Origin of the sequence: Actinoplanes sp. NPDC020271 (assembly GCF_044388125.1) — a bacterium.
Lineage (GTDB): Bacteria > Actinomycetota > Actinomycetes > Mycobacteriales > Micromonosporaceae > Actinoplanes.
The window spans coordinates 54,495-68,043 of the sequence record NZ_JBIRWQ010000001.1; the positions used below are offsets into that span (position 1 = coordinate 54,495).

The following is a 13,549-nucleotide window of genomic DNA, read 5'->3' on the forward strand; positions in this document are numbered from 1 at the left end:
CAGGTCAGTGTCGAGTCGCGGCGGGACTGTCCCGCGGCGGTTCCAGCCAGGTCACCGCGGGAACGCCGGCGGGCGCGGCCAGCCGGAGCAGGCTCAGGCCGGCACCGGCGGCGCCGAGCATCAGGCCGGGCATCCGGATGCTGCCGCTCAACCCGCAGCGCAGGCCGGTCCCGGCGATGTCGCGCACCACCGTGGCCGCCCGGTCGTCGTGGCCAGCCGACCCGGGCCATCCGCGGTCGGCCAGGTCGAGCAGGGCCAGGGCACCGAAGTCGCCGTGGCAGAGGCTGTGGTTGTGGCCGAACCCGTGCCGCCGGACGAGCGACACCGCGGCGTGCACCTCGGCGGCGAGCGTCTCGTCGGGACGGATCCGGTGGATCAGGGCCCGGGACAGGCCGATGCCGGCGGCGCCGTGACACCAGAGTGCCGGGTACGCCTCGGCGCCGGCCATCTCCGGCCGCAGGTCGCGCCACGCCCCGTCGGCCGGGACGAACAGCCGCCGGTCGAAGTCGACCGCCCGGCCGGCCAGCTCGCGCAGGTCCCGATCGGCGAACTCGGCGGCGAGTTCGTGCAGCGCCCAGGCGACCCCGGCCGAGCCGTGCGAGAACCCGCCCAGCATCACGCCGGTGCGGGTCGCGTACCAGCCCGCGGTGCCCTCGACGTCGACCGCGGTGGCGGACAGCCGTGCACCGCAGATCTCCGCGATCTCCCGGTACCCGGCGATGCCGTGCCGCCGGTACAGCGACAGCGCGACGACGGCACAGCCGGCCAGACCCGCGATCAGATCCGGGCACTCCTCCCGGGTGACGCACTCGCGCAGCCATGGGAGGGCGGCGTCGACGTCCTCCAGCAGCGCCGCGTCACCGGTGGCGTGGGCGACGTGGTCGAGGGTGTAGAGCAGACCGGCCATCCCGCTGTACGCGCCGACGGTCTCCACGATCCGGTGCTCGGCCAGGTAACGCAGGTAGCCGGAGACGAGCCGGACCGTACGCCGGGTCAGGTCGAGGTAGCGCTCGTCGCCGAGCGTGCGGGCGGCGTAGGCGTACGTCAGCGCCATGCCCGCGATGCCGTCGTACAGACCGGTCGCCATCGGTTTGTAGCTGAACGAGTCCTGGTCGAGGCCCTCGATGCTGACGCCGATCCAGCCCGCGTCGTCCGCGCCGAGGATCGCCTCGTCGGCGAGTTCCCGCAGGAGCCGGTCCCCGAGCGTGGCGGCCTCACGGGGGTCGAGGCCGCCACGCCGGTCGGAGGGCCGTTCCGGCGACCCGGCGATCGGTCCGGGCGCCGGCATCGTTCCCATCGACTCGCGGATGATCCGCACCTGTGCGGCCCGGTGCACCGGCCCGAACTGCCGCAGGCGGCCGGCCAGCACCTCGACGCCGGGAGCGTCGAAGAACTCCGCCGCCACCGGCCCGGCCACGGTCCGGATCTCGGTGGAGCCGGCCCGCGCACGGAAGCACGGGATGTCGCCGGCCAGCAGCTGGCGCTTCTCCGACTCGATGATGGGGATCAGGTCGGTACGGGCCCCCGCGGCGGTCCACAGCTTGTCGAGCAACCGGTCGCGATCCCGGGCGTCGCGCAGATGGTCCGGGTGATAGCTCTCGGTCAGGAACATGCTGTATCGGCGGGTCGGGCGGGGCAGATAGCGCACCTCGACGTCACCGAAGCCGGTCAGCAGCGCGGCGAAGTCCTCGCGGTGGGCGACTATCAGGTCGTACACCTCGGTGAAGCCGGCCACCACCGCCTCGGTGTACAGCTCGGGCCGCACCTCGGCACCGGTCAGCACCGGCCGGTTCTGCGCGCCCAGCATGGTCGCCTCGACGGCTTCGATCCGGGCCACGTCGGTGAACGGCTCGATCACCATCGGCACCGGCCGCGGCGCGGTCTGCGCCTCGCCGCCGCCGATCGCGCTCACGTCGACGCTCTTGCGCTGCCGTCCGCCGAACGCCCGGGCCGGCAGGATGCCGATCGCCAGGACGCTCTGGTTGAGCAGGTCGAGAGCCCGCGAGTAGGCGTCCGTCGCGTCACCGGCGGGGACCCCGGGCTGCAGCAGCGTCTCCAGATCGATCGGCATGCAGGACGAACCGGACGCGATGACGTTCTCCATGTGCACGTCGACGGCGCCGAGCAGCAGGGTGGTGGCCAGGACCGCGCCGGTACGCCGGTAGAAGCACTCCACCTCGGCGGGATCGGCGCACGGTTCGTGCCGGACGAACTCGCACCAGCCGTAGTCGCCGCGGTCGAGCACGTCCACCGCGGTCAGCGGCAGGCTCAGCCCGAGACGGTTCAGGGCGGCCGCGGTCTCGGCGTACGCGCGTTCCGGCCCGACCGGCCGCGGCTTGTAGACGATCCGGGCGCCGGAGGAGAAGCCCAGGATCGCGACGGCGCGACCGCTGTTGTGCGGGTCCCCGAGGTCGGGCCGCAGCTCGGTGAGCTCGCCCGCGCCGTCCGGCAGCAGGCCGGCGTCGTGCAGGGCGGCCCGGTCGGTGTCCAGCCGCCGCAGCAGCTCGGTCATCGCCGACGCCCACCGGCGGCCGCATTCCACCATGGCCCGGCCGAGCACCGGGTACTCGCCGAAGAACGAGCGCAGATAATCCGGGTCGGCGAGCAGCACCCGGTCGTAGTGGTCGTAGCGCTCGCCGGGGGTGGCGCCGGTCAGGCGGCCGTGCACCCGGGCGACGTTGAGCTCCAGCAGCAGGGTCCGGGTGGCGACCGCGAGCAGGCGGTTGGCCAGGCTCTCCAGCAGGGACACGCGTACGGCGGCGGGCGTGCGCGGCAACCGCGGCTCGTAGTAGGCCAGGAACCGCTCGATCAACCCGGCGAACGGCAGCCGGTCGAAGCCCTGCGCCCACAGCTTGGTCGAGCGGGCGAATCCGGTGACCGCGCCGGTGCCGGTGGCGAGCACCGCGGCCAGTTCGCCGGCCCAGTCGAGGGCCGCGCTGTCGGCGTCGTACCCGCCGTCGGCCAGCAGCCGGCCGAACTCGGCCCGGGTCACGCCGAGCTCCCGGAGGCGGATGTCGAGCACCGGGTCGTCCAGGTAGGCCGATTCGCGCCACGACTCGATCCGCTCGTGCTCCACGGCGGGGTCACCGCCGGGGCCGGCCGAGCGTTCGTGCAGGTATGCGCTGGCCGGGGACGCGGTGATCGCGAAGGATGACATGCGGGCTCCTGCCGGGAGAGGGTGCCGGGACCGGGGTTGCGCCCCGGTCCCGGCAGGTGTCGGACCGTCGATCAGCAGGCGCAGACCAGCGTGCCGCACTCGATGGTCAGGGTGCAGACCCAGCCGCTGCTGGCCGCGTAGAGGGTGCGGTCCTCACGCAGGTCCTCGAAGCTCAGCTCGCCGAAGCCGAGGCCGGCGGGGTGAGCGGTGAGGTCCGCCCGGAGGTCGGTGTTCTTCCAGGTGGTTTCCACGGTGATCGCCGACATGATGTCTCCTTCTGCGGGGGAACTCCGGACAGGTGGGCCCGGAGTACTTCGGGAAAGATTCCGTGGTCACGGCGCCATGGCCACGGAGGTTTCTGCCGAATGCCGCGGAGGTATCCGCTGCGGTATCGACGAGAGCCATTGGAGCAACCCTGATCGGCGAATGCCTACCCGCACATCGGGCACCAGCCGGATGCGGTCGGCCGCCGGTCGGCCGAAGGACGTCGGGATCTACCCGTAGATCGGCGGGTTGACACGCAAGGAAGGTCAGCACGATTCCGTCAATCCGACCGATTTCGGAGCACGGTAATCACCGAAATACGGGTGCCCGAAATCTGCAAGTTGCATACTGCGCACGATCCACGACATAGCTCGGAATCGATCCCCCTTAGGGTCGGGGGCCATGAAAGTCCTCACCGTCGGCGTCGCCGCCGTCCTCGCCATGGCCGGGCTCACCACGCCGGCCCACGCCGCCGGCTCCGCGCCGTCACCCGGGTCGGCCGGCCTCGGCGACCGCCTCTACCCGCTGCTCGGCAACGGTGGCTACGACGTCCTGGACTACGACCTCCACCTGCGCTACCCGCAGAAGGACCCGGAACAGGTCGTCTCCGGAGACGTGACGATCACCGCGGTCGCCCGGCAGAGCCTGTCCCGGTTCAACCTGGACTTCGGCGGCGGCTCGGCCGGACGGGTCTCGGTCGACGGGCGGCCGGCGGGTTCCTCCCGGGACGGCGACGAGCTGACCGTCACGCCGTCACGGCCTCTTCGGCCGGGGCGAGCGTTCCGGGTCACGGTCACGGGCTTCACGGCCGCGCCGGCCCGGGCCGGATCCGGCTCGCCGGCCGGCCTGGTGCCGACGCCGGACGGTACCGTGCTGGCCGGCCAGCCCGACTCGGCGCACCTGGTGTTCCCGGCCAACGACCATCCCCGCGACAAGGCGACCTTCACGATCACGCTGACCGCGCCGGCCGGCTGGACCGGGACGGCCGGCGGCCGGCTGGTGAGCACCACCGAGCACGACGGCTACGTCACCTCGGTCTACCGGGAGTCCGCACCGATGGCCACCGAGCTGGTCCAGCTGGCCGTCGGTGACTTCGTGGTGGAGCGGCGCGCCCCGGTCGGCGGCACCGCCATCCGTGACGTGGTGCCGCGCCGCCTCGCCGGCACCCTGCTGCCGGCGATCACCGGGGAACGGCGGCAACTCGCCTGGATGGCCGAGCAGGTCGGTCCCTACCCGTTCGACGGCTACGGCTCCCTGGTGATCGACGACGACCTCGGCTACGCCTTGGAGACCCAGACCCTTTCGCTGTACGGCGCCGCCCTGTTCACCGGCCCCGAGGCGACCCGCGGCCCGTCGATGACCCATGAGCTGGCCCATCAGTGGTTCGGTGACAGCGTCTCGCCGTACTCGTGGAGCGACGTCTGGCTGAACGAGGGGCACGCCACCTGGTACGAGATGCTCTGGTCGGAGCAGACCGGCGGCTTCCCGCAGTACACCGGGCTGGCCGACCGGGAGGCGTTCTTCAAGGCGGTCTACGCCGCCGGGGACATCTTCCGCCGCCGGTACGGCCCGGTCGCCGCACCCCTGGACGCGACGACCTCGTGGGACGTCTTCAACCCCAACGTGTACGCCGGCGGGGCGCTGGTCCTCTACGCGCTCCAGCAGAAGCTCGGCGCGGCCAGGTTCCAGCAGGTCGAACGGGCCTGGGTGACGGCGTACCGCGGTCGTTCGGCCTCGACCCGGGACTTCGTGACGCTCGCCTCCCGGGTCGCCCGCCAGGATCTGCGCCCGTTCCTGACCGCCTGGCTCGACGGCGCCACGACCCCGCCGATGCCGAACCACCCGGACTGGACGGTCGCCCCGCCACCGGTCGGCGTCACCGCACGGAGCTGACCACCGCCCGGCGTTCCTCGACGGCCAGACCCGCGGCGGCGAGCGCGCCGACCAGCCCGCCGATCATGCACATCCACAGGCCGGGCCCGATCGTCGTGCCGCTGTCCGAGGCGACCAGCGCGGCGGTCATCGACGTCAGGTGCCGGCTGTCCCACAGCCCCAGCGCGAACAGCACCAGACCGGCGCCGACCGAGAAGAACGTCTCCCGGCCGGGCAGGCGGTCGCCGCGGACAGCCGGCACCGCATACCCGGCCAGGACCACGCCGAAGAACGCGGTGAACAGATCGGAGAGGAAACTTCCGGAGATCTCGCTGCTGCCGGTGACCGGAAAATCCATGTACGCCCAGGGCAGGAACGAGCCGACGACCGTGGCGACGCCGGCGGCCAGCATCAGCCACGCGAGCACCCGCCTGACCGTCATGACCGGAGAACTTACGCCATGGCCCGGCGGCGGTTCCGGCGATGGACCCGGGGCCGCCGGTGAGCGGGGTGCCGCCGATGCTGACGCGGAGCGTGGCGAACGTTGCTGTCGGACAAGTACCCAGGTGGGGGGCATCGACATTTCCGCGAATCCCACCGGCCCGGGCAGAGCGCTGGATAGCGTGAGCAGAGGCAACGACGGGCCGAGTCGTCGTCGGATTCCTCCTGCACCGGGAGAGGAACGATGTGGAAAGCAACCGAGCGGCAGGGCCCGGTCGTCCTTCTGGTGGAGGACGACGAGGACCTGCGTGAGCTCGCAACACAGATGCTGGAGATGCGCGGGTTCGACGTGCTCGTCGCGAAGGACCCGGTCAGCGCCATCATGACCTGCCGGGTGCACAGCGGAGCGATCGACGTGCTGCTCACCGACCTGGGCCTGCCCGGAGTCTCGGGCGGGGAGCTCGCCCGGTCGGCCTCCGAGGTCAGGCCGGGCATGAAGATCGTCTACGTCTCCGGTGTCCCGGAGGAAATCGCCGTCAAGAAGGGGTTGATCCGTGCCGGGTCGCCGTTCGTGGCGAAGCCGTACACGGCGGACCGGCTGGCCGGGATGTTGCGTATGGTTCTCGCCCAGGGCGCGCAGAGTACCGCGCGATAGCCGGGGCGCCGCGGCCCTGGAGACCGCCATCGTGATGCCGGTCATCCTGCTGGTCCTGTTCGGCATCATCGACATGGGCCGCCTGCTGCAGCAGTACATCCAGCTGACCGAGGCGGCCCGGGAAGGCGCGCGCCTGGGCGCCCTGAACGGAACGGTCGCCGGGGTCCAGGCCAAGGTCACCGGCATCGTCGGGACCGGCGGGACGTCACCGGTCACCCAGACCGTCACGGTCTGCACCGCCGGCTCGCAGCCCGGCACCGACGCCAAGGTCGTGCTGACCCGGCAGTACCAGCCGATCACCCCGATGGTGGCGCTGGTCAAGCTGGTCGGCGGCCAGACCATGAGCACGATCACGATGAGCGCGACCGGCGTGATGTCGTGCGTCGGGTGATCCGGGCCCTGCTGCCGCCCCGCGGCGAGCACGGCGTGATCACCTCGCTGGTGGCCGCGTTGCTCGGCACCGGGGTGCTGCTCGGGATGGCGGCGCTGGTGATCGACATCGGTGCGCTCACCGCCGAGCGCGAGCAGCTGCAGACCGGCGCCGACGCGGCCTCGTGGAAGGTGGCTCAGGTCTGCGCCGGGACCGCCGACAAGAACCTGACCTCGGCGGCGTGCACGGTCGCGGCGCAGAAGGACAACGTGCAGCAGTACGCCGACCGCAACGCCAAGGACCAGATCTCGGACGTCCAGTTCTGCATCTACAGCGTCTCCGCGGCCGGCGTCAGCACCCCCGACGCGGGCTGCCCCGCCGCTTGGACCCTTCCGGTCGGATGTCCGGCGCCGCCGAGCACGTCCGGGCCGTACCGCTACGTCGAGGTCCGGACCGCGACCCGCAACCCCGACAACACCCCGGTGGTGCCACCCCTGTTCGGCGGTGGACTGGCCGGCAGCTCGTACGCCGGTGCGCGGATGGGCGCGTGCGGCCGGGTCGCCTGGGGTGTCCCGGCGATCAGCGACGTCTTCGCCCTCGGCATCTCCCGGTGCGACTTCCTGCGCGTGACCAACGGCTACACCAGGTTCTTCACCCCGCCGCTGCCCGGCAACCTGAACCCGCTGCTCTCCGGCACCGGGGTGTACTCACTGCTCGGGCTGGACTCGCCGAAGCAGGACTACATCGCGCTCAGCAACGGCATCCTGTCCACCTCGTGCCCGACCACGATCACCGAGACCGTCGCCGGCTACGCCTGGCTGGGGCAGCCGAACGGATCGACGGCACTGCTGGGCCTGCTCCCGGTCAGCGCACCGAGCACCACGTGCGGGCTCACCGACATCCCGGCGACCGACGGCGCGGTCGACAGCTGGGTCGGCGGGTTCACGCTCGGCCTCAGCACCGCGACGGTCGCCGCCACCTGCATCAACCGGCTGAACGCGCTGGTCGCCTCCGGTCAGCCGGTCCTCGTACCGATCTTCGACAAGCAGGCGGCGCTGATCAACCTGCTGCCGTCGTACTACCGGATCGTAGGTTTCGCGCCGTTCGTCCTCACCGGTTACGAGACGCTGGTCAGCGGGCTCGGCGGCCTGCTCAACGGCAGCCTGGCGCCCTCCTCGTCGATCCCCACGTTCGTCTCGGGCACCCAGAAGCTGCTGTGCGGAGCGCAGTCCTGCATCTACGGCTACTTCACCAGGACGCTGGTCACCGACCACCTGCCCACGAAGTTCGCCACGTCGCAGTACTACGGCGCCATGGTGATCGGCCGCACCGGATGACCGTATGCGTCGCCGCGTCCTGATCCTGCTGGCCGCGCTGGTGCTGGCCGGGATCAGCGGGCTGGCCGTGCTCTCCTACGCCCGCTCGGCCGACCGGCGGGCGCTGAGCGGCAAGGAGGGCACCTGGGTCCTGGTCGCCAAGCGGCACATCCCGGCCGGGACCAGCGGCGCCGAGATCCACCGCCAGGACCTGACCGAGCGGATGCTGGTGCCCACCCGCACCGTGCCGACCGGGGCGCTGACCGGCTGGGACACCGCGCTCGACCGGCTGCGGCTGGGCGGTGAGCTGCAACCCCGGCAACTGGTCATGCGGACGCTGTTCGTCCCCGCGCCGCCGTCACCGTCGCACACCGGGCGCATCCCGGTGCCGGCCCGGTCACTGGCGGTGTCGGTGGCACTCAACGTCGCTCCCCAGGTCGCCGGGAACATCACGCCCGGGGACGAGGTGGCGGTCTATTACACGTACCAAACGAAGATCTTGGCGGGGCAGGACACCGAGACCGTCCCGATGACCGAGCTCCTGCTGCCGAAAGCACAGGTGATCACCATCGGGGAAGCGGAGCCCCCACCGGCCGGCACCGCGGCGTCACCGTCGTCCGCACCGGCCGGCGTCTCCCCCACCCCGGCTCCTTCGGCGTCGGCCGAGATGCCGAAGACGATTCAGCGGTACGTCGTGACCCTCGCCGTCGGTGACACCGACGCGCTACGACTGGTCCACGCCGCGCAGAGCGGGTCCCTCTACCTGGCCCTGCTCGGCCCGAGTGCCACCGCGAACACCGGCCCGGCCGTCGACACCAGCTGGGTGGTGCGATGAGCGAGCTTGCGAGCGAATCAATCAGCACAGTTTCACTCGTCGCGGCGCCGGAGCGCAGCGGAGGCGACGCGATGAGCGAGCTTGCGAGCGAATCAATCAGCACAGTTTCACTCGTCGCGGCGCCGGAGCGCAGCGGAGGTGACGCGACGAGCGAGCTTGCGAGCGAATCAATCAGTACAGTCGTCAACTCGTCGCGGCGGCGGTGACGCGATGAGCTTGTACGTCTACGTGGAGCCGGACGACGAGCGCCGGCAGCACTGGGGGAACGACTTCCGGGCGATCGGCGGCACGATGCTCAAGAGCATGAGCGAGCTGGAGTCCTACCTGCCGCGATACCCGGAGACGCTGCTCGTGGTCCTCGGCGCCGAGGTGGATCTCGATGAGGCGCTGATGTTCACGGCGTACCAGCGGCTGCAACGACCGGTGATCGGCGTGGTGCTGATCCGCCGCGCGATCGAGGCCGGCGTGGTGCTGCGCTGCCTGCAGTCCGGCATCCGGGAACTGGTCGCCGAGGAGGACGAGGAGGGCATCCGCAACGCGACGGTACGGTCCGTCGACCTCTCCAAGGCGTTGAGCACCAGCATGCGCGGGGCCGGCGACCGCGCCCCGTACGCCCGGGTGGTCACGGTCTTCGCCGGCAAGGGCGGTTGCGGACGCAGCGTGATCGCGGTGAACCTGGCCGTCGCGCTGGCCGGTGGCGGGCGCCGGGTGCTGCTGATGGACCTGGACCTGCAGTTCGGCGACGTGGCGATCATGATGAAGCTGGCCCCGGAACGCACCGTCGCCGGGGGCCTGCCGATGGCCGGACGGCTGGACGAATCCGGGCTGCGGTCGATCGTGACGACGTACCGGCAAGGTCTTGATGCTCTTCTGGCTCCGGCCAGTCCGGCCGAGGGTGAGCAGGTGCGCCGCGAGTTCGTGGTCGAGCTGCTGGACGTGGCCCGTCCGCTCTACGACTTCATCGTGGTCGACACCCCGTCGGTGGTCACCGACCAGGTGCTGGCCGCGCTGGACATGTCCGACTGGTTCGTCCCGATCGTCACCCCGGATCTGCCCACGCTCAAGTCCGTCCGGCTCACCTCGGAGATGTTCGACCTGCTCGACTACCCGAAGGACAAGCGGCTGCTGGTCTTCAACCGGGCGAACAGCGAGGTCGGCCTGAGCCCGTCCGAGGTGGAGCTGGCGGTCGGGATGTCGTTCGCGGTGCAGGTGCCGTCCAGCCGGGACGTGCCGGTCTCGGTCAATCAGGGTGAACCGATCGTGGTGACCGATCCGCTGCACCCGGTCAGCCGGGCGATCCGGGAGCTCGGGGACCGGGTGGCCGGGGTCGACACGGCACCGAAGCGGCGCCGTGGTCTTCTCGGGAGGTGGTTCTCGTGAGTCTCTCCAGCCGTCTCGGCGGGGCCGGTACGCCGGGCCCGCCCCCGGTCGAGTCGCGCGGCGGCGAACGCTACCGGGCGGCCGGTCGTCAGCCGGTCGACCAGGTCGGCGAGGTCCGGCTGCGGATCCAGCGGCGGCTCGCCGACGAGCTCGGGCCGACTCTCTACGGCAGCGGGTACGGCGAGGATCTCGACGCGAAGGTCCGCGAGGTGCTCAACGACCTGCTGGCCCGGGAGGAGACCCCGCTCTCCGGCGCGGACCGGGCCCGGATCACCCGCGAGGTCACCGACGAGGTGCTCGGCCACGGCCCGATCGAGTCGCTGCTGCGGGACCCGTCGGTGACCGAGGTGATGGTCAACGGGCCGCACTCGATCTACATCGAACGGTTCGGCCGGCTGGAGAAGGTCACCGCCGAGTTCGACGACGAGCAGCACCTGCGCCGGATCATCGACCGGATCTGCTCCCGGGTCGGCCGGCGCGTGGACGAGGCCAGCCCGACCGTCGACGCCCGCCTGCCCGACGGGAGCCGGGTCAACGCCGTGGTCCCGCCGATCGCGCTGGACGGTTCGACGCTGACCATCCGCAAGTTCGCCGCGGTCCCGCTGACCGTCGGTGACCTGTTGCAGTACGGCACGCTGACCCGGTCGGCGGCGGAGTTCCTCGACGCGTGCGTGCGCGGCCGGCGCAACATCCTGGTCAGCGGCGGCACCGGCTCGGGCAAGACGACGATCCTGAACATCCTCTCCGGGTTCGTCCCGGCCGACGAGCGCATCGTCACCATCGAGGACGCCGCCGAGCTGCAGCTGGTCCAGGACCATGTGGTGCGCCTGGAGTCGCGCCCGCCGAACTCGGAGGGCCGGGGCACGATCACCACCCGCGACCTGGTGCGCAACGCGCTGCGGATGCGCCCGGACCGGATCGTGGTCGGCGAGGTCCGGGACGCGGCGGCGCTGGACATGCTGCAGGCGATGAACACCGGCCACGACGGCTCGCTGACCACGTTGCACGCGAACACGCCGCGAGACGCGGTGTCCCGGTTGGAGACCATGGTGCTGATGGCCGGCATGGACCTGCCGATCCGCGCCATCCGCGATCAGATCAGCTCCGCGGTCGACCTGATCCTGCAGGTCAGCCGGTTCAAGGACGGCGCCCGCAAGGTCACCCACATCACCGAGGTGGTGGGCATGGAGGGTGACGTCGTCACGCTGCAGGACCTGTTCGTCTACGACTCCGCGGCCGGCGCCGAGCTGCCGGGCGGGTCCGGAGTGCTGCGCACGACCGGGATCCGCCCGCATTGCACCGACACCCTGGCGCGGTACGGCGTGACCCTGCCGTCCACGATGTTCGCGGCCCGGCGGCGCTGACCATGAACGCGCTGATCACGGCAGTCGTCGCCGGCGCAGCCGCGGTGTTCGTGATCGCGTTCGTGATCCTGCGGGTCACCGTCGGCCGCACCCCGATCCAGCGTCGTCTCGCCGCACTGCGGCACTTCTCCGTGCACCGCGACACCGCACCCGACCCGCCGCTGCGCCGGGCGCTCGCCGCCCTGGGCCGCCGGGTCGAGCGGCGCCCGTTCCTGGCCCGGCGGGCCGAGCGCAGCGCCCCGCTGCTGGAACGGCTCGGCGGCACCCTGCGACCGCCGGAGTGGCTGGTGGTCCGGGTGCTGGCCGCCGCCGGGGCCGCTCTCGCGCTCGGCGCGCTGACCCCGGTCGCCGGTGCCGTCCTCGGACTGCCGGCCGGCTTCTTCGGCGCCGACAGCGTGCTGCGGGCCCGGGTCCGCCGCCGGGAACAGGTGTTCTCCGACGAGCTGCCGGGCGTCCTCCAGCTGATGATCAGCTCGCTGCGGGCCGGGTTCACGCTGCACCAAGCGGTCGAGGCGTCCGTCCGCGACGACGACGGGCCGGTCGCCGCCGAGCTGCGCCGGGCGCTCTCCGAGACGCGGATCAGCGGCGAGTTCGAGGACGCCCTGCAGCGCGTCGGCGACCGGATGAGCAGTTCCGAGATGCTCTGGCTGGTCATGGCGTTGCGCCTGCAGAAGGAGGTCGGCGGCAGCCTGGTCGAGGTGATGCAGACGACCGCCGACACCATGCGCGAGCGGGCCTACCTGCGACGACATGTGCGATCGTTGTCCGGCGAGGGGCGGATTTCGGCGTACGTCCTGGGAGCCATGCCTTTCCTCGCCGCCGCCGGGATCTGGGCCACTCAGCCGGACTACCTCAAGCCCATGTTCCAGCAGTCGATCGGCATCGTGATGGTGGCCGCCGCGGTCCTCCTCATGGCCATCGGCGCGGTCTGGCTGCGCGCCGTCGTCAAGGTCGAGGTCTGAGGTGAACGCCACCGTCGTCGCGGTCGCGGCCGCCGCCGGGTCCGCCCTCGCCGTGGTGCTCGCCGCCCTCGCCGCGGTCCTGCCCGCGCCCCGCCGCGACCGCATCCTGCGCGCCCTGGCCCATTACGGCTCGGCCGGCCCGGTCCCGGCCGGGACCGCCCGTTCACCGGCGGGGCAGCTCCGCCTGCTCCTGCGCGCCCTGGCCGACCGCTGCGGCGACGTGCTCACCTCGGAGCGCGACCGACGCCGGCTGGTCCAGGGGCTGGACTACGCCGGCAACCCGCCGGCCTGGCCGTTGCCCCGGGTGATCCGCGTCCGTCCGCTCGCAGCCCTGGCCACCGCCCTGCTCGGCGCCGCGGTCGGCCACTCGCTCGACCGCGACTCCGGCGCCCTGCCCGGCACGCTGCTCGGACTCGTCGGCGGTTTCCTGCTGCCCCGGCTGCTGCTGCACAACGCCGGGGTCAAACGCCGGCAGCAGGTGCTGCGCTCGCTGCCGGACGTGATGGACGCGCTGGTCATCGCCGTGGAGGCGGGCCTCGGCCTGGACTCGGCGATGGACCACGTGAGCCGCAGCATGACCGGGCCGATGTCCGACGAGTTGCGCCGCGTGCTGCAGGAGATGCGACTCGGCGTGGCCCGCGCCGCCGCGCTGCGCGCGCTCGCCGACCGCACCACCGTCCGCGACCTCAAACGCTTGGTCACCGCGCTGGTGCAGGCCGGCGAGCTGGGCATCTCGGTGGCCAACATCCTCCGCGAGCACGCCCAGGACCAGCGGGTCCGGCGCCGGCAGCGGGCCGAGGAACTGGCCCAGAAGGTGCCGGTCAAGCTGATCTTCCCGGTGATGTTCTGCATGCTGCCGGCGATCTTCGTGATCCTGATCGGCCCGGCCGTCCTGCAACTCATCGCATCCTTCGAATAGCAGCAGCTGAACAG

The 13,549-nt window shown here is 71.8% G+C and carries 13 protein-coding genes; 10 read left to right on the top strand and 3 right to left on the bottom strand.

Annotated features, from left to right (window positions below):
• Window positions 1-4 precede the first annotated feature (4 nt).
• Both ACH442_RS00200 and ACH442_RS00205 read right to left on the bottom strand, forming a co-directional pair.
• Window positions 5-3,157, bottom strand: coding sequence for a type 2 lanthipeptide synthetase LanM family protein (locus tag ACH442_RS00200; protein ID WP_396120339.1), 3,153 nt, complete (start codon window positions 3,155-3,157; stop codon window positions 5-7).
• Between the two features lie 71 nt (window positions 3,158-3,228).
• Complete coding sequence (locus ACH442_RS00205; protein ID WP_396120341.1) at window positions 3,229-3,423, bottom strand: hypothetical protein; 195 nt, start codon at window positions 3,421-3,423, stop codon at window positions 3,229-3,231.
• Window positions 3,424-3,823: 400 nt separating this feature from the next.
• Here ACH442_RS00205 and ACH442_RS00210 point away from each other — a divergent pair, with 400 nt between their 5' ends.
• On the top strand, window positions 3,824-5,314 hold the full coding sequence (locus ACH442_RS00210) for a M1 family metallopeptidase (protein WP_396120342.1): 1,491 nt from the start codon (window positions 3,824-3,826) through the stop codon (window positions 5,312-5,314).
• Here the strand turns inward: ACH442_RS00210 and ACH442_RS00215 are convergent.
• Entirely contained in the window at window positions 5,298-5,735 is a 438-nt protein-coding gene (locus tag ACH442_RS00215) for a hypothetical protein (protein WP_396120343.1), read from the bottom strand. The two genes, ACH442_RS00210 and ACH442_RS00215, sit on opposite strands and share 17 nt — an antisense overlap.
• A 243-nt stretch (window positions 5,736-5,978) precedes the next feature.
• On the opposite strand from ACH442_RS00215, the gene ACH442_RS00220 reads away from it, so the two are divergent.
• The 9 genes from ACH442_RS00220 to ACH442_RS00260 are packed head-to-tail and all read left to right on the top strand — an operon-like array spanning window position 5,979 to window position 13,535.
• Window positions 5,979-6,389, top strand: a complete 411-nt coding sequence (locus ACH442_RS00220; protein ID WP_396120344.1) for a response regulator — start codon at window positions 5,979-5,981, stop codon at window positions 6,387-6,389.
• A complete protein-coding gene (locus tag ACH442_RS00225; protein ID WP_396120345.1) occupies window positions 6,289-6,780 on the top strand; it encodes a TadE/TadG family type IV pilus assembly protein in 492 nt (163 codons plus the stop codon). Before ACH442_RS00220 ends, ACH442_RS00225 begins: the two co-directional genes overlap by 101 nt.
• A complete protein-coding gene (locus ACH442_RS00230) occupies window positions 6,768-8,096 on the top strand; it encodes a pilus assembly protein TadG-related protein (protein WP_396120346.1) in 1,329 nt (442 codons plus the stop codon). The genes ACH442_RS00225 and ACH442_RS00230 overlap by 13 nt, the downstream gene beginning before the upstream one ends.
• A gap of 4 nt (window positions 8,097-8,100) precedes the next feature.
• Window positions 8,101-8,910: an RcpC/CpaB family pilus assembly protein gene (locus tag ACH442_RS00235; RefSeq protein WP_396120347.1), complete on the top strand. Its 810-nt coding sequence runs from the start codon at window positions 8,101-8,103 to the stop codon at window positions 8,908-8,910.
• Window positions 8,907-9,116 (top strand): hypothetical protein, encoded by a 210-nt coding sequence (locus ACH442_RS00240; RefSeq protein ID WP_396120348.1) that lies wholly within the window; start codon window positions 8,907-8,909, stop codon window positions 9,114-9,116. The genes ACH442_RS00235 and ACH442_RS00240 overlap by 4 nt, the downstream gene beginning before the upstream one ends.
• 4 nt (window positions 9,117-9,120) lie before the next feature.
• Window positions 9,121-10,290, top strand: coding sequence for a CpaE family protein (locus tag ACH442_RS00245; RefSeq protein WP_396120349.1), 1,170 nt, complete (start codon window positions 9,121-9,123; stop codon window positions 10,288-10,290).
• Window positions 10,287-11,654: a CpaF family protein gene (locus ACH442_RS00250; RefSeq protein ID WP_396120350.1), complete on the top strand. Its 1,368-nt coding sequence runs from the start codon at window positions 10,287-10,289 to the stop codon at window positions 11,652-11,654. Before ACH442_RS00245 ends, ACH442_RS00250 begins: the two co-directional genes overlap by 4 nt.
• 2 nt (window positions 11,655-11,656) lie before the next feature.
• On the top strand, window positions 11,657-12,616 hold the full coding sequence (locus ACH442_RS00255) for a type II secretion system F family protein (RefSeq protein ID WP_396120351.1): 960 nt from the start codon (window positions 11,657-11,659) through the stop codon (window positions 12,614-12,616).
• A 1-nt stretch (window position 12,617) separates the two neighbouring features.
• Entirely contained in the window at window positions 12,618-13,535 is a 918-nt protein-coding gene (locus tag ACH442_RS00260; RefSeq protein ID WP_396120353.1) for a type II secretion system F family protein, read from the top strand.
• Window positions 13,536-13,549 lie beyond the last annotated feature (14 nt).

Coding starts and splice junctions, on each gene's coding strand:
- ACH442_RS00200 (WP_396120339.1), bottom strand. CDS start 3,157: ATGTCATCCTTCGCGATCACCGCGTCCCCGGCCAGCGCATACCTGCAC.
- ACH442_RS00205 (WP_396120341.1), bottom strand. CDS start 3,423: ATGTCGGCGATCACCGTGGAAACCACCTGGAAGAACACCGACCTCCGG.
- ACH442_RS00210 (WP_396120342.1), top strand. CDS start 3,824: ATGAAAGTCCTCACCGTCGGCGTCGCCGCCGTCCTCGCCATGGCCGGG.
- ACH442_RS00215 (WP_396120343.1), bottom strand. CDS start 5,735: ATGACGGTCAGGCGGGTGCTCGCGTGGCTGATGCTGGCCGCCGGCGTC.
- ACH442_RS00220 (WP_396120344.1), top strand. CDS start 5,979: ATGTGGAAAGCAACCGAGCGGCAGGGCCCGGTCGTCCTTCTGGTGGAG.
- ACH442_RS00235 (WP_396120347.1), top strand. CDS start 8,101: ATGCGTCGCCGCGTCCTGATCCTGCTGGCCGCGCTGGTGCTGGCCGGG.
- ACH442_RS00240 (WP_396120348.1), top strand. CDS start 8,907: ATGAGCGAGCTTGCGAGCGAATCAATCAGCACAGTTTCACTCGTCGCG.
- ACH442_RS00245 (WP_396120349.1), top strand. CDS start 9,121: ATGAGCTTGTACGTCTACGTGGAGCCGGACGACGAGCGCCGGCAGCAC.
- ACH442_RS00255 (WP_396120351.1), top strand. CDS start 11,657: ATGAACGCGCTGATCACGGCAGTCGTCGCCGGCGCAGCCGCGGTGTTC.